This window comes from Mycoplasma parvum str. Indiana (genome assembly GCF_000477415.1).
GTDB classification, from domain to species: Bacteria; Bacillota_I; Bacilli_A; order Mycoplasmatales; family Mycoplasmoidaceae; genus Eperythrozoon_A; species Eperythrozoon_A parvum.
Map to the genome: position 1 here is coordinate 143,447 of NC_022575.1, position 16,853 is coordinate 160,299.

Sequence of the window (16,853 nt, forward strand, 5' to 3'; positions counted from 1 at the left end):
AATTCCTAAAAAAATTTTGTTAAGTTTTGGAATTTTGGGATTTGGAGGCGTCGGAACTTATACTATATTGGGAGCCGCAGGGGAAGCAATGGGAATAGGATTAAGTAGAAGTGAACAATTAATTAATAGTTCAATTGAGCGAAAGGAGGGCGGATTAGAAAAATTAAATGTTAAAAATCCATGATTTAAGTTTGTTAATGAAAAGCAAGGCAATTATTACTACGATTCAGAAATTGAAAATATTTCTAAGGATATAAAAGAAGAAAACATTTATTTTGATATTTGGGAAAGCAATCCAAAAGAGATAGATAGTAATAAAGGAGAATGGGATGCAGTTAAAAGAATGGTTTTATGATTTGTTCAATGTCAAGGAGCGAGAGCTTGAATGGTCGGGAATTCAGAAATAAAGGGGAGTTTCACTTCGAATAACAGAAGTTCGACATGAATTGATCCAAATTTAAAGAGAGAAATTCAAGAAGTTGACCCAGAAATTTTGAAGAAAAGTGCTACTGAGGTGCAATTGAATAATAAAAGCAAAAGCTGTCAAAATGGAGAGACATTAAAAGGAACAATTTATGATGGTGAATTTTCAACCATGACAAAAAATAAGATCGATAGTTTACCAAAAAGAAAAGGTTGAGTGATATTTTTTGAAAAGGGTGATGTTGTTGCCACTAGAAATAATACAAATATAGAATCTCAAAGAAAATTAAGGGTATATTTACCAGGAGTAGTTTTGGAGCAAAAAAATACAAATTGAATTAATAGAAAAGTAAGGATAGTTCATATTGAAAAAGGAGATGATGTTATTTATGTTGATGAATGGGTTGAACCTTTTCGGTCAAGTGATATGGAAAATTTTCGCTTGGAAATAGGCAAAAAGAATAGTTGTAAAATATCAAGTCATTTTGATGAAGATGAAGATAACTCTAAATTAATAGATGAGAATTGTAGAGGGACATTCATCAAAAAAGAGATTGATTGACGGGCAAAGAAAAATAATATAAAAGAATTTGAATATTTTACTTCTGGTGGAGAATATTGGAAGAAAACTGACAATGAAAATCAAGGATTATATGGAGAAGAAGCTGGGCAATTATGAGATCAATTAAAAGATAAAGTGGAAAAAGATTATGTTTGGTGGAGAAGGGAAATTGGCATTTCATGAAATGGAAAAATTTTCAAATGAAGAAGTTTTTAGTAGAAAATTATTTTTTAAAGTTAAAAATTTTTTAATTAAAAATTAAAAAATAAGAAAAGGAATTATTTAGGGATTTTTTAAAAATTCCTAAAACATCTTTTTTAAGTCTTGGAATTTTAGGGTTTGGCGGTACTGGAAGTTATACTGTTTTGGGTTTTTCGAATGCTTTTTGAAATAAAGAATTTGAACGAAAAATTAATACGATTTCCGAAGGAAAAGGACAAGACATAAAAAAATTAAAAGTAATAGATCATTGATATAAGTTTGATGGGTGGGAAAAAATTGGTAAAGAAACGTCATTAGAAAATAATGTTGAAAAAGAGGGAGAAATATTTGATTTTTGGAATGGAGCGGAATGAAAAGAGTTTTGAAAAAAAGTTGGAAAAATTGATTCTTTGGGTAAGCTTGCGGGGTATTTTGGATTTTGCGAAAATTCAAAAGTTAAGGTTCTTGGAGTGAGCGAGGAAACAGGATATTATTTCAATAAACGTCAAGGAGAGATGTGAGCTAATAAGTTTGGAATAGATTGATCTAAAAATAGAGGGGTCAACTTAGGTCTTGTAAAGCCTACTTCGGAAATTAATTTTGAGGAATTAATAAAAACAGGTGAAGCAGGATTTTGCAAAGATCAGATTGGAAAATCGGAAGAAATAAATGGTGGATGACAATGACGTAGACTTAAATCATATAAAGAAAAAAAGGGAATAGTTGTTTATGCTGTTTTAAATAAAAATAAAAGTAATTCGCATATTCAATTGCAAAAATTATCAAAAAATGAAAATAATAGAGAATGAAGTATAGTTCCTGTAAAAGATTTTTTATATGAGAAGGATAAGGTTAAGCCACATGTAGGAAAGATAAGAGTGATAGAAATAACTAATGATTCAGGATTAATTTATGTAGATGAATGATTTGAAGAAATTGTGAATGAAGATTTAATAAATTTAAAAAAACATATAGAAAATATTGAAAAGTGCTCTATCGAAGAAGAGGAAAATTCTAATAAATGTCATGGAATTTGGGTAAAATCTGAAGTAAAAGATGGGGGTGATCTAAAAAAGGAACTTAGGAATATGGAGGTTTATATGAATGGTGGTGTATATGAAGGCGGATGAAAAAGATTAGGTGAAGGAAATTATAGTGAAGATTTAAGTAAAAATTGAGAGTGATTTGGAAGTGATTTATCTAAAGAATATTTAAAATGGAGGCGGGAAATTGGAATAGTATGAAAAAATAAGGTATTTAAATGAAGGAGTTTTTAAGGAAAATGTTTTTATTATGGAAATCATTGTAAATTAAAAGTCAAAAAATAGGAGAAAACTTCTTTTAAGGAATTTTCTTTAAAAATTCCTAAAAGAATTCTTTTTGGACTTGGGGTTTGTGGATTCGGGGGAATTGGAAATTATTTTACACTTGGTATATTAGGAAAAAGTTTAAGTAGGCCAGAACAAGAACAAATTTTGAATCAGCTTTCTAAAGCTGATTCAAAATCTTCTGAAAAATTTAAAGTTCAAGATTCTTGATTATGGTATGACTGAAAAAATAAAAATAAACAAGAAGAGGGGGAGGGAGTTAATAATAGCGAATATTTTGATGCATGAACTATCTCTTCTAAAGGAGGAAAAAATGAAGAGTTTGATATATGAAAAAAAATTGAAAGACTTGCTACTTATATGAGTATTTGTTATAAAGCTTCTATTTCTTTGATAGATGAAGGTATTTATAACAAATATTTCAATAAAACTTCTAAAAAAGATTGAAGTGCAATATGAAGTCATGTTGATAGTGATCAATATAAAGATGAGAAAGTGGAGTGACAAGGATGGCCTATTAAATTAAAAGAGGAATTACAAAATTATGAAAAAGTATGTAAAAAACAAGAATTGGAGAGGTCGCAAAAAATATATGGAAATTGGGAAGCATTTGATACATGGGTAGGAGCGAAAATGAAAGGAAAAAAATTTCCCAAGATTCAAAATGTTGAATTTGAGTTAAAACAGAATTCTCAAAATTCGGTTAATTTAAAGATGGAAATGGGATTAATTTCAAGTAATGATATCTTCCCACATAATGGAAAGATAAGACTTTTTTATGCCAGCCAAGGAAAAAATTATTTCTATATTGATGTCTGAGCTAAAAAAATTGAACCAAAAAGTATTAAGCAATTTGCAAAGGAAATAATGAATAAAGGAAAATGTTTAATAGATTTAGAAGAAGAAAACGAGCGAGAGCTTTCTCGGGAGAAATGTCAAGGTTTTCTCTATCTTAAGGAATTATTTAAAGACAATAAAGAGCAAAAGCATAGTAATGGTTTAAGGGAAAAATGTTGACAAAATCATAGTTGAAGTGATAGTTGTAGTTATGAAGAACACATTGAAGATGGTTGACAATATTTTGAACAGGAAATTACCACTAAGTGACTTGAATTTGGACAAGAAATTGGATTAGTATGGGAAGGCAAAGAATTTAAATGAAGAAGTTTTTAATAACAGTTTATAACTATATTGACAAGTATTTAACAAAAATACTTTAGGAATTTTTTGAATAATTCCTAAAGTATCCATTTTTTATCTTGGAATTTTAGGCGCAGGAGGTTCCGGAATTTATTCTATTTTAGGATTATCGGGTGTAAATAGAGGGAATAAGGATACAGAAAGAATTTTGAATTTAACTCAAAAAATAGTTTCGAAAAATCTTGAAAATTTAGAAGTTCAAGATAGGTTTTATAAGGTAGCTAATTGAGAGAAAGAAAATGATGATGGACCGATATTTAAGGGAAATGATGGAAAACGCAACAAATCTTTATTTTTTGACAGTTGAACTGGAAATTTAGATACTAATAGTAAATGAAAAAGTCTTGGCTCAATTGGTCGCGCTGCAATATATTTTGGAATTTGTGAAGGATCTGAAATTTGAGTAGCTCAACAAAGCGAAAGAGAACGAATAGGGAAAAGTAATAAAGGAAGATTTATTTGAATGGTTGAAGAAAAAGATAGACCAAAAATAGAAAATAGAAGTGATTGAAAAATTAAGTTACACGGAAGTAAATTAAATAAATGAGAGAAATTGATTGATCAGGGGGAAAAATGCTTGGCCAAATTAGAAAATAATTTTGAAAGTGTTGTAAAGAATGAATCTTGAATTATTAATAAATTGAAAAGTTTAAATAATCCCAAAGGTTTAGTAATTTGGGCTGAAAGTGAGTTACAAGAACAGAAAAAGAAAAATTCTTATTTACGAAATTTATTAATTGAAAAGGAAATGACTGACAATATTGTCGGAAAAATCAGATTAATTCATATTGAAAAAGATAATGAAATCATGTATGTTGATGAATGAGTTCGCGAAATTACATCCGAGGATATCAAAAAATTTAAAAAAGAAATTGAAAAAGTTGGAAAATGTTTAATTGAAGAAGAATTGAGCAGTCAACAAACATGTAAAGGTCGTATAAAGTTAAAAAATGTCGCAACTGATGGAGTGGGCTCTATTAATGACTCGAATATAGAAAGTAAGAGGTGGGAAGATAGAGATTGAGTGATTGAAACTAATTCTAGAAATGGGGAGAAAAATGAAGGTTATGAACAACAATTAAGAGATAACTGGGAAAATATAGCACAAAATATTAGAACTAAATATTTAATATGATCGAGAGAAATTGGCATAGTATGACAAGGAAAAGCTTTTAAATGAAGGAGCTTTTAATAGAAAATAATTATGTAATTAGTGGAAAATTGGATCAATTTTATTTGAAAAAATAATTTTTTGTATTTTTCAACATTTTTTATAAAAAATTCCTAAAGGAATTTTTTCTTTTCTGGGAATTATTGGATTTGGCGGGGGAAGTGTTTATACTATGCTAGGGATAACAGGAGATACAATTGGACAAGGATTAAAGAGAAGCGAGCTATTAATTAATAGCTCGCTTGAAACGAGAAAAGGTGAACTAAATAAATTAAAGATAAAAAACCCATGATTTAAGTTAGTAAATGAAAATCAAGGACAATATTATTATGGCGAAGTAATAAAAAACACTGAACAGAGTGAGAATTCAGGAGAAGCATATTTTGATGTTTGAGAAGATAATGCGAATAACAATAATAATCAGGGGGAATGAGATAGTCTCAAAAAAATGTTGTTATGGTTTATGCAGTGTAAAGGCGCCAGAGCTTGAATTGTTGGAAATGCAGAGATAAAAGGAAGTTTTAATTCTAATCATCAAGGGGCAGGATGAGTTTATGGAGACTTAAAAAGAAAAATTCGAGAGGTTGATCCAGAAATTTTAAAAATAAGCGGCAATGAGGCTCTGCTGGAAAATCAATTAGCTCAAGGCAATGAGCTTTGTAATGAAAAAAGGAATCAAATAAGAGATTTAAATAGTGGACTTTCAATCTCGACTAAAAATAAGATTCAACAACTACCAAAAAGGAAAGGGTGAGTTATATTTTTTAAGAAGGGAGGGGGAGCTTTGTCAAATAATAGTGAAAATACGGAAAATGAAATAAAAGAAAATGTATATTTTTCGGGAGTAGTTTTGGAACAGAAAAATACGAATTGAATTGATAGAAAAATTAGAATTGTTCATATTGAAAAGGGAAATAACTTAATTTATATCGATGAATGATTAGAACCTATTTTGGCGGAAGATATTGAAAAATTTCGAATTTCAATAGGAAAACGGAATAATTGTCAATTAAAAGGAGATTTTGATAACGATGAAAGCGAATTTGAAATTCAAGTAGTTTCAAATTGTCAAGGAAAATTTATTAAAAAAGAGATTAATTGATTTAGAAATAAAAATAAAGCAGAAGAGTTAGAATATTTTGACTCTTCTGCTAATGGTGAATGAAAAAGAATTGATGCTCAAATAAGTGGATTATATGGCGAAAATGCAGGACAAATGTGAGATCAATTAAAAAGCAAAATAGAAAGAGAATATGTATGATGGAGAAGAGAAGTTGGAGTAGTTTGAAATGGAAAAGTATTTAAATGAAGAAGTTTTTAAATAAAAAGAAATTCAATTAATTCTTATAAAGAAAAATTATTTTTAGCTTAAAACTCTCGGAATATTCCGAGAGTTTTTGAATTAAAGATTATAGGATAAAGAATTTTTTAGAAATTTCATAAAAAATTCCCAAAAGCGGACTTTGTTTTATTGGTGTTTTTGGATTCGGTGGAACTGGAATTTATACCTTTTGTAGTGCTTTAAATAGTTTTCATTGGAAAAAAGATTTTGAAAGAATGCTTAATACATTTTCTGAAGGTGAAAAATTGTTAGAAAAAGATTTTAAAGTGAGCAATTACTTGTATAAATTAGCAGACTGAGAGAATTTTGGGGGAAAAGAAATGAGTGAGTCAGAAAATGGAGGATTAAAAAATAAAGTTTTTGACACTTGAAATATTATTGAGTGAAATAGGAAATTAAAAAAAGAGGGAGTTAGATCAGAAATTGGACGACTTGCATTGTTTTTTAGTATATGTGAAAGAGCAAAAGTGAAAGTGATTTCAGAGGGAGATAAAAGAGCGTATTATGGGGGAAAGAATAAAGAATGAGGATGGAGTAATGCTCAAAATGAAATATCAACTGGTTCACATCGAATTTTCAATGGCGATTTTATTAAACCAACATCTGAGATCAGCTTAAGTGAAATAGATTATTTTAAAAAAAGGTGTATAGCTAGTGATGATATTCATGATGATATTATTCTCAGCAAAAATCAATGAATGAAACAAAAGTTAAATACTTTAAAAGGAGAGAAAGGTACTTTGATGGGAGTTGTTTTAACGAATAATAATGGAGAACAAATCAAGTTTGGAGAAAAAGTTCTTGATAAAAAAGACCATATTGTGATGTTAGAAGAATTACTTTATGAGAAAGATAAAGTTCAGCATGATACCCGAAAAATCAGGATAATTGAAATTAAAAAAGGCTCAAATATTTTTTATATTGATGAGTGATTTGAAGAATTAAATGAAAAGGATTTAAATATTTTCAAAGAGAAAATTGAGAGAAATGGAAAGTGTGAAATTGATTCATTTGAAGATGGAAATGATAATAGGAAGAAATGTAATGGGGTGTATACAAGGAACATGATTGAAACTGAGGGAGATTTTCCTATAAGTAAACAAGACAAGGTAAAAACTGAAGTCTATAAAGGAAATGGATTTTTTGAAGGTGGATGAGGAGAAGAAATAGCAAGTTACGGAAACAATTTAGATGAAAAATGGGAATGATTTTCACTTGAGCTGCAGAGAAAATATTTAAAGTGAAGGAGGGAGATTAGTGTAGTTTGGGATGGAAAAACTTTCAAATGAAGAAGTTTTTAAATAGAAAATTAAATTTTTTTAAGTTATTTAATTTGTTTAGTTACTAAATAGAAATTAATTAAAGCCTCCCCTATTTATTGGGGATTTAATTTTTTAAAAGTTAGTTAGTAAATTTTTAATTAATAAGCGATGAGTGAAAAGTGAGAATTAGTTACTTTGGATAAATTGGGTGAAATTAGAGCGGGCTTGCAAAGTGCTAGGCATCTTGATAATTCCTTGTATATTTTTGGATATGTTCCATTAGTAGATGGAAATGATATTTATAATAGTAGATTATTTATTACAAAAACAAACAGAAGTTACAACTTGAAAGGTTTAAGTCAAAGTAGAATATTTCCTAAAAATACTGTTTGTATTGTTCGATGTGGAAATGCTGGATATTCATCTTTAACAAAATTTGATTCTTGCTTATCAGATAAGATTTACGGACTTATTCCCCAAAAAGAAAATTTTGACGCCAAATTTATTAAATATTTTTTTGATTCTCCAAGAATAAAAAAGGGATATTTTCTCTTTCAAAGTTAGCAACAGCTCAACCAGTATTATCTTTTCAAAAACTTTTTCTAGTTAATTTTCCTAAACCTCCCTTAGAAGTTCAACAAAAGATAGGAGAAATTCTTTCCAAATATGATCTAATACTTGATAATCATGAAAAACAGATTGAAATACTTACAAAATTAAAAATTTCATTGTTTAAGGAGTGATTTATTAAATTAAGATTTTCTAATTATGAAAATTACACCATTCGGGGGGGTTACCTGAAGGTTGAACAAGAATCAAAGTAGGAGATATTTCAAAAATTTCTAAGGGATCTAAACCTGCTAGTTATGCAAATTTATTAGGGGGTGGAGGAAAATATCCGTTTTTTATATGTTTACTTAAAATACAATACTCTTTTACATATTCTTTTGAAGAATTATCTATATTAATAGCCTCGCAAAATGGAAGCGCTTGACATACAAAAATTTACCAAGGTAAGTTTGAAGCAAGCAATGCAACAATAATTCTTATTCCAAATGATTCAAGAGCAGTATATTTGTTATTAGAGTTTCTTAATTATTTACTTCCTAAAAAATATAAAGAAACTACTGCAACAACTTCTCTAAAACATTTATCTCCATTTGTACTTAAAAATTTGGAAATACTCATTCCAGACCAAAAAATATTGGAAAAATTCAATAATTTTTGAAAAAATATTCACTTTAAGATTGAAAAATTAGAACAAAAAATTGAAAAATATGAAAAGATAAAAAAGAACTTATTAAGTGATTTATTTAGTCAAAAAATAACAGTTATTTAAGAATTTTTTCCCAATTTATAAAATGGCTATATCTTCTAAATGAGAGTTAATAACTTTAGATAAATTAGGAAAAATAGAAGGAGGCAGACAAGCTTCTAGGTTAGATAATTCACTTTTTGAAGAAGGAAATATACCTCTCATAGGTGGAGAAGAAGTCACAAAAAGCATATTTAATGTTACTTCTAAAGTTAAAAAATATTACAACTTAAAAGGCTTAAAGCAAAGTAAATTTTTCACTAAAGGCAAGGTTTTATTTATTCGTTCTGGAAATGCAGCTGGAGATTCTGCTTTTCTTAATTTTGATGCATGCTTAACTCAAAACATTTATTCTTTTAACTCCTTTAAAGAGATATCTGATCCCAAATTTATTAAATATTGTTTTGATTATCCAAACATTAAGGAAAAATTAATAAAGTTAGCTAAATCAGATACAGCGCAACCAAATCTCACTTTAAATAGGCTATTAACTGTTAAATTCCTTTGCCCCCCCCATGAAATTCAACAAAAAATTGGTGATATCCTTTCTACCTATGATGAACTCATAGAAAATAATAAAAGACAAATAGAAATGCTTCAAAACATTAGAACTTCTATTTTTAAGGAATGATTTATGAATTTAAGATTTCCACAGAATAGTGGATTAAGTCTTAATGACTTAATAACTGTGGGGGGGGCAACTGAAAAATTTATAAATTATCTGAAGTTGCATCAATTACTAAAGGAGAAAAATCTGCAAAACTCGCTGTAAAGGGCGGAATATATCCATTTTTTACTTCTTCTACTAAAAAAATAGAAAGAATAAATGAATATTCTTTTTCAGGAAGTTTTGTATTAGTCTCAGATACAGGAGAATTTAGAGCAAATATTTTTAGAGGTAAATTTGAGGCAAGTAATAATTGTTTTGTTATTTTTGATAAAAAAATAAAAAACTTTTCAGTTTTTTATTTACTATTAGAAACAATAAAAATAAATTTACCAAGTTTTTATAAAGAAGATTCGGGAGAGGTAAAGCACTTAAAATCCAAAAAATTATTGGATTTAAAAATTATTATTCCAGAGGACAAAATTTTAGAAAAATTCAACAATATTTGTGAAGATATTCAGCTAAAAATAGAAAACTTAAATAAAGGAATTGAAAAATTTGAGAAAATTAAAAATGGTTTATTTAAGATGATTTTTAATCAAAAAATACAAATATTTTAAAAATTTTTCTTTTTAATTATTGAATTATAAATATGGAATTTATTTAGCAACTCCCTTAGCTGTCGCCGGCAGCTTTACATATCTCTTTTTAACTAATGATTGAAGCTTAAAAACAGATTTAATTAATTTTTTTAGAATTCCATCTAGAAAATCTTTAACAGCCCCTTTAAAGGATTTTCAAACTAAAAATAGCAATAATTTAAAAATTCGAAGTTTATTAATCGAAGATTTAAAGCGCAGCTTAAAAATAGATAATTCTCAAAATTTTTATTCATCAATAAATGAATTAAATACTATTTCAGGATCATCACTTTTTTCAGAAACTCTTAATAATAGTGATAAAGTTTTTGAAATAGATAATAAGGTTAAAAATATCACTAAAGAATTAAATAGAGAGGATGATCTTTCAATAATCAAAGATGAATCTGACAAAGAATTATCAGATTCAAAAAATAAGCTAAATAATTTGGTAAAAAACTTTAATTCAATTTTTACGAAAGTAAAAGATTGAAAATCTAAAAGTAATTCACTTGAGATAAGAGTACAAAAAAATGGCCAGCTCCCAGAAAAAGTAATTCCTCCTTCTAAAGAGGAAAGAGAATCTTTATTTACTTATTATGAAGTATTTTCCGGATTAAAAGGGGATGAAACTAAACTTTTAGAAGGAATAAAAATTATTTCCGATTATTCTCGATATAAAACATCTAATAGTATGATTCCTGCTAAAAATAAACAAAGGATAGAAGCTCTTAAAAAAATTAATTGAAGCAATTCAGAAAGAATTGCTTTTAATCAGTATCTTAAAATAGAACCCAAAGATAGTTATGATCCCTTTGCTATATTGTTAGATTCTGAATATTTAAACAAAGTTAGAAGTAAAGCTATTGAATGAGAAAGTAAGATTAAAGGATTTCAATCTAGAAGCTCTTTTGAAAGGTGTGGAACATGAACGAGAACTTCTAGACTTCTCGAACAATGCACAAAGTGATCACATGAGGCAACACAAAGTTTTCAGAGAGTAAAAGAAGATATAGAGGCTCAAATGACTATGGAAATTGCTTCTAAATTAATAAATGAAATGACAGAAAAATTAGATTTAGAAGAAAAAATTAGTAAAATCCTGTAATTTTTTCTTGAATATTTAGAAAATTAATTTATTATTGAAGAAAATAAATTAAAAAATTCTGAGCAGTTATTCCCCTTTTGTTAAGGGGAAAAAGTTAATCCTTATTTAATTATTAAATTGTTTTAATTTTTTTAACGTTTTTGCAACTTAAGAATTTTTAATAGTTATTTTTTAATAAGAAATTTAAAAAGGGTTAGAAAAAAGAAAAATTTCAAAGGGCAAAAGATAATTCCGGAAAAATCCGGAATTATTTAGAAAATTAGTTTTTAAATACTTCTGGAGGTAGATAAATATAAGGACCTTCCAACACTTCATGTGCATTTGCAGTGGGTTTTATTTTTAAAATTGTATTCGGTGTAAGCTCTGTAAGTCTAACGTGTTTTGAATAAGTTCCTTTAGTATAAGACAAAAACCAAGGAGAAAAAGTAGCACTAAAAGTAAAAATTGGTATAGCTTTTAAGTGTATCACCAAGTTAGATTATAAAAAAAGCTTTAATTCTAGGACTTGTTGGTTGTCCTACTGGGGTGTGTTTTGGAGTCCATTTGGAAAAATATTTAAGTTTAGGGGGAAGAAAATGGATAAAAGAAAAGGATGTTGTAACAACGGAAAGATCTAAAGAAGGTAATGAACAGAAAGTTTCTATTGATAAAGAATTAGATGTTACAGTTACCCATTCTAAAGAAAATAATAGATATAAAAACAGAATAAAAGTTGGAGTTAACTGTATGGATGGAGACTTAATTGGTTGAGGAGATAGTTTTTTAGACAGTAAGCCATCAACAGCACTTGGATGAGATAAATTTCAAGAAACTTTTGAAAAAGGACTTAAAGGTTATCTAGAACTAATTTTCGGCTGCAATTGAGAGAAAATTTTAGAATTAAAAAATCTTGAAAAATGATGGAATAGCGAAGGGCTTGGCAAGGGTCCAGAGAATGCTGCTATGGTAGGAATTGTTGCTCGCAACGGAATAACAAGTAATGAAAAATTACAAAGAGTTAATAGAAATATTAGAAGTAGTTCTACTCGGGAGGGGCTAAATAATACCCAAGAAACTAATTTTGAAAAAATATGGAAATTATTTGAGGGAGAAAAACCAAGAGATTCTAGAAGTAAATCCTCAATAACAAATACTGCAATAGAAGTATCCATGTATAGGAGAGAAGATTCTGAGTCGTCTTATATACCAATGATACAAGAATTAGTTAGGGAAAGTATTGCTCGCAACTTGATTCGAATTGTTCTTGGGGCTCAATGATGCACTAAAAAAGATTGAAACAGACAAATAGGAAAACAAGATTGTACAAGCAGCGAAAAATATAAAGTACTAGGAGAACTCAAAGAAACTGAATCACAAAATGATCAAAATGAAATATTTAAAAATCTTAAATTTGATGGGACAACAGGATTTAAATGAAATCCTGGAGATGGACAAAATGGCGGAAAACCCGCGTGAATGTGAGAAAATGTTAAGAAATGAAATTCTGGAAATGATAAAAAAGAATGATGAAAAAAAGTTAAAGAGTATTTAAAAGAAATATCAACTAGCTCTTGATTCTATGGCCAAAATAAAGAAATAGCAAAAATCTTATGCTATGAAATTTTTAAGGAACTAATTGGGAAAGAAAAACTCAAATTTTTCAAAGAAAAAGAAAAATGATGTAAAGTTGGTTTAAATGGGGCAAGTTGCCCTAATGGGGGATTAATTTGGCACCAATTTTAAAACCTTTGGTAGAATTTCTTGAGGAATTTTTATTTTTACTTTTTCTGAAATAGCTTTGGCTGTAGAAGGACCGAAGAATAAGGGTTTGGTGAGCGGACCAGGGCGCTCAAGAGGGTGTTTTGAAGAAAGTTTAGAAAGTGACAATGTCGTACCAGTCATACATGCAAAAAAGAAAGATACATTTCTAAAAAGAGACATTAGATACTTTAAATGAGTTTAAAAAATCGTGAGATTATGAAATTTGCTATTTATACCAGCAGTTGGAGCTGGCTCTATTGCTGGATCAATCGGAGGAAAAAATTCCCAAATAAAAATTAATGGAGAAAAAATTGAAGTAAATCCTATGGAATTTAATTATTTTGGAAATAGTATTTTAGAAATGGTTGAAACTAAAGATAACTTCCCAAAAATAATAAAAGTTATTTTACCTTGTTGGAATGGAAATTTATTAACTGAATATGAAATGAAAGAATCAATTATCAGAAGCGACAAATATCAACAGCATCTAAGAAATTTTAAAGAAGCTTGAAAAACGATTGTAAGTAAGATTAAGGATATTCTCAATAAAACTTATGGTTGTTTAGATGCTAGTGATTTAAAAATGAGAATAGGTGTTATAAATTTTGAAAAAATGACGAAGTCAGAGCCTTATGGAATGATAATAGGGGAAATAAAAGAGATAAAAGTGGGTGAGGAAGAAATTAAAAATCCCAAGAATAATATTAAATTTACTTTTAACTGGCGCAACAAGTCAGGAAAAACAATTCATAGCGATTCTAAAATAATTGAGCTATATGATGCGAACATTGGTCAAGAGACAGTTAATCAGATAAGCAAATTAGTTTACAAGATTTTAAGAGAATCAGCGAAACTAACTCTTAAAAAATATACATGAAAAAAAGAAATAAAGAATCAAGGAAATGATGTTTTTAGTGCTCAATATTTTGGAGATAAAGAAGATAGAAGAAAAATACATCAGTTTGAGACAGGGGGAGTGAGCAATCCATTTGAGTTAAGTCAGTGATGTTTGAGCAATCTGGAAGATTGTACTCAAAAAAATTGAAATGATGACAAGCTTCTTGAATTCCTTTCTAGCTGTCAAAGAAATAAAGAGACCGGAGGTAAATATATGTTAGAGGAGTTTATTGAACAAGTTAAAGAAATTATTAAAGGAAATAATAAAAATAATGGAGAAGAATGTGGTGTGTGGGAGAAGGGGATATTTTGTTCTAAAGGAGGGTTAATTTATAAAGAATAAAGCTAGTAATACAAAAACATTAAAAATGGTTGAACTATACTTGGCTTTCCGGGAGTTGTTGTTGGACCTATTTTGGGTGTCTTTGGAACTAAAGCAACAGCTTTAAAAGTAGATAATAAAAAAGTCATTGTAAATCTGCCAAAAATAACTTTTTTACCTAATAATAAAGAAAATATCTTTAGAAATTTGAATATAAAAAAAGAAGAAAAGATGAAGGAAAAAATCAAAATTATAAGTCTGTGTTTGAGCGGGAATATGCTGCCCGAATGAATAAAGAATAATGGAAATATAAGTCAAGAGAAAAATAGTCAAAAAGAAGTAAATATTAAAGAGGGAGATCGTATTTTACAGGAAGTTTTAAAAGAATTTTTGGACTTAAATATTGGGTGTCAAGGAAAAGGATATAAAACAAAAGAAAGTTGATTTGATCGAATTGTTGAAAAGAGAGATTTGGGTGGGGTGATTTCTATTTCAATTAAGAATAAAAAGTATTTAGATGAATTGAAGAATATGAAAGAGCAAGTTAATTATTGGAGAGAATGTAAAGGTAAAAGTATTGCTGGAATGTTTTGTAAATTAGAAGGTAGTTTTAAACATCTGTGAAAAGATGATGTTAAAAAAATAATTGAAGAAAGAATTTGAAAAGTTTTGAAAGAATTTATGATTGGGTGAATTAATTTAAAAAATCCTACATGAAGAAGTGAAGGGAATATTAATATCGTTGAATGAGAAATAAGTAATTATAAAAATAAGAAGAAAATTCAAATTGAGTATGGCGGAGGATATACAAATTTTGAAATTGGAGAATGATGATTTAAAACTGGATTATGACAACAAGGAAAGGAAGGGATTTTAAAAAAACTTGACGAAGATAAAGGATCAAATAAAAATGATTGGGTTAATAGAATAAAATTCATGATCGGTAGAAATAAGGCCAATATTGAAGATTTTTTCAAAAATTGGTTATGAAATGAACTTGAAAAGGAATTTTCGGAAGAACTTAAATATGATTGTGGAATGTGAAATGGAGGAGTATCTTGCCCTGAAGGAGGATTAATTTATTAGTAATAAAACAAATAATCAATGCTTTAATTAATTAATTTTTTAAACCCAAGCATTTTAACTTAAAAATAAAAATTTAAATTTTTATTTATTTTTTACTATTTAAGGAAAAATCTAATTATTTATAAATCTAAATTTTTGAAAATTTTTAAAAACATTTTTTAAATATTTTTTTGAGAAATTAAAAGCAGTTTATTTTTATTTGGCCTTCCAGGAATTTTTGCTGGACCTGTTATGGGATTTTTTGGGCTTAAAAAAACATCTTTAAATGTAGATGGAAGAGAGGTTATTGTTGATGAATCCACAATAACTTTTTCTCCAGATGAAAAAAATCCCTTTAAAGAATGAGAAAAGGATGAAAATCAAAAAAACAAAAAATTTGTTATTTTTGGAATATGTTTGAATGGAGAATTTCGACCCGATATTTTGCAAAAATGGCAACAGATTCAAAAAGGAGATGGTTCACATGAAATTAGAAATACAATAAAAAAAGGTTTGAAAATAATAGATGAAATGTTAAGGAAGAAGATAAATAAATGGGTAGGATGTCAGGATAAAGATTTGATTGATGAAAATGGAGAAATTGGTGTTGGCTTTCTCGAGCAAATGTTTATTATGAATGAGGACGGGGGGGCAGTGGATTTATTAATTGAGAATTAAAAAACAAAGTAAGTAATAATGTAAGGCTTGCAGTAAATTATAAAAATGAATGTAAAAAATCAAAAAAGAAGGGGATGATTTGCAAAATAGAGCCACAGTTTGTTAATGAAAGCATTAAAAAAGAGGTGAAAAAAATGATAGAAAGGAAGCTCGAGGAAGCTATTGAAAATCTTGTTAATCAATGGCTTAATAAAGGAAATTGATTAGAACGAAAATTTTGTAATTTTGTAAGTGTATCTATTAATAAATCCCCACATGGGTATGACTGTTTAAAAACAGGACAAATGGGTGGAGATAAACATCTTAGAAAAGATATTAAGCAATTAGTTAACAGTCTAAATGGTAGTGGAGAAATGAATATTGAAATTGGAGAATGATGGCTTGCAGGAAGATGAAAGCAATCAAATAAAAAATGAGGAAGAAAGGATGGGCAAAATGATGTTCGAGGAGTTACTGAAAAGCTTCTTGAATTTTCAGGAAGTGTAGGTCAATTAAGGGAATCAACTTTAAAGAAAGCTGTTAAAGAGCTTGTTGAAGAATTTGAAAAGGGAATTATTAAGCGAAGAGAAGGGTTTTGTGGAGTATGAAATGAAGGAGTAACTTGTCCTGAAGGAGGAGTAGTAATTTAAAAAAATAGAACGATAAGGAATTATAAAGATGAAGGAATTTAGAAAAAGATAAAACAATTGAAATTAATTTTTTAATTAAAAAAGAGTTTATTTAAGTTAATGATTATTTTATTTAAGTTGAAGATAAATTAATTAGATATATAAAACAGAAATTTATTTTTTTTGTTCCTTTATTAATTGAAGAAAATTCTTTATTTTTTAAATAATTAATTTCTGTATAAGACAAAAATCAAAAAAAGTGTCACTGGAAATAAAAGTTAGTATAGTTTTTATTATTTTGAGAATTTAGTGTGTTATTTGATTAGGTTATAAAAAAAGGCTTAGTTTTTGGACTTGTTGGCTGCCCTGCGGGGGTTTGTTTTGGA

Annotated in this window: 19 protein-coding genes; 17 read left to right on the top strand and 2 right to left on the bottom strand. The window is 28.1% G+C overall.

Annotation, left to right across the window (positions count from 1 at the left end):
* The first annotated feature begins 16 nt into the window (after nucleotides 1–16).
* From PRV_RS00765 to PRV_RS00815, 12 genes are all read left to right on the top strand, one after another.
* Nucleotides 17–1,201, top strand: a complete 1,185-nt coding sequence (locus tag PRV_RS00765) for a hypothetical protein (protein WP_022769162.1) — start codon at nucleotides 17–19, stop codon at nucleotides 1,199–1,201.
* A gap of 149 nt (nucleotides 1,202–1,350) precedes the next feature.
* On the top strand, nucleotides 1,351–2,463 hold the full coding sequence (locus PRV_RS00770; protein WP_022769166.1) for a hypothetical protein: 1,113 nt from the start codon (nucleotides 1,351–1,353) through the stop codon (nucleotides 2,461–2,463).
* Between the two features lie 198 nt (nucleotides 2,464–2,661).
* The gene (locus tag PRV_RS00775) at nucleotides 2,662–3,687 is read left to right on the top strand and encodes a hypothetical protein (RefSeq protein ID WP_022769170.1); all 1,026 of its coding nucleotides are present in this window, start codon (nucleotides 2,662–2,664) and stop codon (nucleotides 3,685–3,687) included.
* A 175-nt stretch (nucleotides 3,688–3,862) separates the two neighbouring features.
* Nucleotides 3,863–4,906 (top strand): hypothetical protein, encoded by a 1,044-nt coding sequence (locus PRV_RS00780; RefSeq protein WP_022769174.1) that lies wholly within the window; start codon nucleotides 3,863–3,865, stop codon nucleotides 4,904–4,906.
* Between the two features lie 151 nt (nucleotides 4,907–5,057).
* On the top strand, nucleotides 5,058–6,206 hold the full coding sequence (locus PRV_RS00785) for a hypothetical protein (protein ID WP_022769178.1): 1,149 nt from the start codon (nucleotides 5,058–5,060) through the stop codon (nucleotides 6,204–6,206).
* A 236-nt stretch (nucleotides 6,207–6,442) separates the two neighbouring features.
* Nucleotides 6,443–7,528, top strand: coding sequence for a hypothetical protein (locus tag PRV_RS00790; protein WP_022769181.1), 1,086 nt, complete (start codon nucleotides 6,443–6,445; stop codon nucleotides 7,526–7,528).
* Between the two features lie 129 nt (nucleotides 7,529–7,657).
* Nucleotides 7,658–8,053, top strand: coding sequence for a restriction endonuclease subunit S (locus PRV_RS00795; protein ID WP_022769185.1), 396 nt, complete (start codon nucleotides 7,658–7,660; stop codon nucleotides 8,051–8,053).
* 17 nt (nucleotides 8,054–8,070) lie between these two features.
* Entirely contained in the window at nucleotides 8,071–8,313 is a 243-nt protein-coding gene (locus tag PRV_RS03175) for a restriction endonuclease subunit S (protein WP_407937397.1), read from the top strand.
* Between the two features lie 251 nt (nucleotides 8,314–8,564).
* Nucleotides 8,565–8,828, top strand: a complete 264-nt coding sequence (locus PRV_RS00800) for a restriction endonuclease subunit S (protein WP_022769191.1) — start codon at nucleotides 8,565–8,567, stop codon at nucleotides 8,826–8,828.
* A gap of 22 nt (nucleotides 8,829–8,850) precedes the next feature.
* Entirely contained in the window at nucleotides 8,851–9,576 is a 726-nt protein-coding gene (locus PRV_RS00805) for a restriction endonuclease subunit S (protein ID WP_022769195.1), read from the top strand.
* A gap of 284 nt (nucleotides 9,577–9,860) precedes the next feature.
* On the top strand, nucleotides 9,861–10,031 hold the full coding sequence (locus PRV_RS03105; RefSeq protein WP_022769198.1) for a restriction endonuclease subunit S domain-containing protein: 171 nt from the start codon (nucleotides 9,861–9,863) through the stop codon (nucleotides 10,029–10,031).
* A 19-nt stretch (nucleotides 10,032–10,050) separates the two neighbouring features.
* Complete coding sequence (locus PRV_RS00815) at nucleotides 10,051–11,157, top strand: hypothetical protein (protein WP_022769202.1); 1,107 nt, start codon at nucleotides 10,051–10,053, stop codon at nucleotides 11,155–11,157.
* Between the two features lie 259 nt (nucleotides 11,158–11,416).
* Here the strand turns inward: PRV_RS00815 and PRV_RS00820 are convergent, their stop codons facing one another.
* Entirely contained in the window at nucleotides 11,417–11,629 is a 213-nt protein-coding gene (locus PRV_RS00820) for a hypothetical protein (protein ID WP_022769206.1), read from the bottom strand.
* A 53-nt stretch (nucleotides 11,630–11,682) separates the two neighbouring features.
* Here PRV_RS00820 and PRV_RS00825 point away from each other — a divergent pair, with 53 nt between their 5' ends.
* On the top strand, nucleotides 11,683–12,879 hold the full coding sequence (locus tag PRV_RS00825; protein WP_022769210.1) for a hypothetical protein: 1,197 nt from the start codon (nucleotides 11,683–11,685) through the stop codon (nucleotides 12,877–12,879).
* On the opposite strand, the gene PRV_RS02990 is transcribed toward PRV_RS00825, so the two are convergent.
* Entirely contained in the window at nucleotides 12,859–13,077 is a 219-nt protein-coding gene (locus tag PRV_RS02990) for a hypothetical protein (RefSeq protein WP_144062291.1), read from the bottom strand. The genes PRV_RS00825 and PRV_RS02990 overlap by 21 nt on opposite strands.
* Before the next feature lie 28 nt (nucleotides 13,078–13,105).
* Between PRV_RS02990 and PRV_RS00830 the strand changes: the two genes are divergently transcribed.
* The 4 genes from PRV_RS00830 to PRV_RS00845 all read left to right on the top strand — a co-directional run bounded on the left by PRV_RS00830 (nucleotide 13,106) and on the right by PRV_RS00845 (nucleotide 16,488).
* Nucleotides 13,106–14,137, top strand: a complete 1,032-nt coding sequence (locus tag PRV_RS00830) for a hypothetical protein (RefSeq protein WP_022769218.1) — start codon at nucleotides 13,106–13,108, stop codon at nucleotides 14,135–14,137.
* Between the two features lie 72 nt (nucleotides 14,138–14,209).
* Nucleotides 14,210–15,202: a hypothetical protein gene (locus PRV_RS00835; protein ID WP_022769222.1), complete on the top strand. Its 993-nt coding sequence runs from the start codon at nucleotides 14,210–14,212 to the stop codon at nucleotides 15,200–15,202.
* 231 nt (nucleotides 15,203–15,433) lie between these two features.
* On the top strand, nucleotides 15,434–15,859 hold the full coding sequence (locus PRV_RS00840; RefSeq protein ID WP_022769226.1) for a hypothetical protein: 426 nt from the start codon (nucleotides 15,434–15,436) through the stop codon (nucleotides 15,857–15,859).
* 74 nt (nucleotides 15,860–15,933) lie between these two features.
* Nucleotides 15,934–16,488: a hypothetical protein gene (locus PRV_RS00845; RefSeq protein WP_022769230.1), complete on the top strand. Its 555-nt coding sequence runs from the start codon at nucleotides 15,934–15,936 to the stop codon at nucleotides 16,486–16,488.
* Nucleotides 16,489–16,853: the final 365 nt, after the last annotated feature.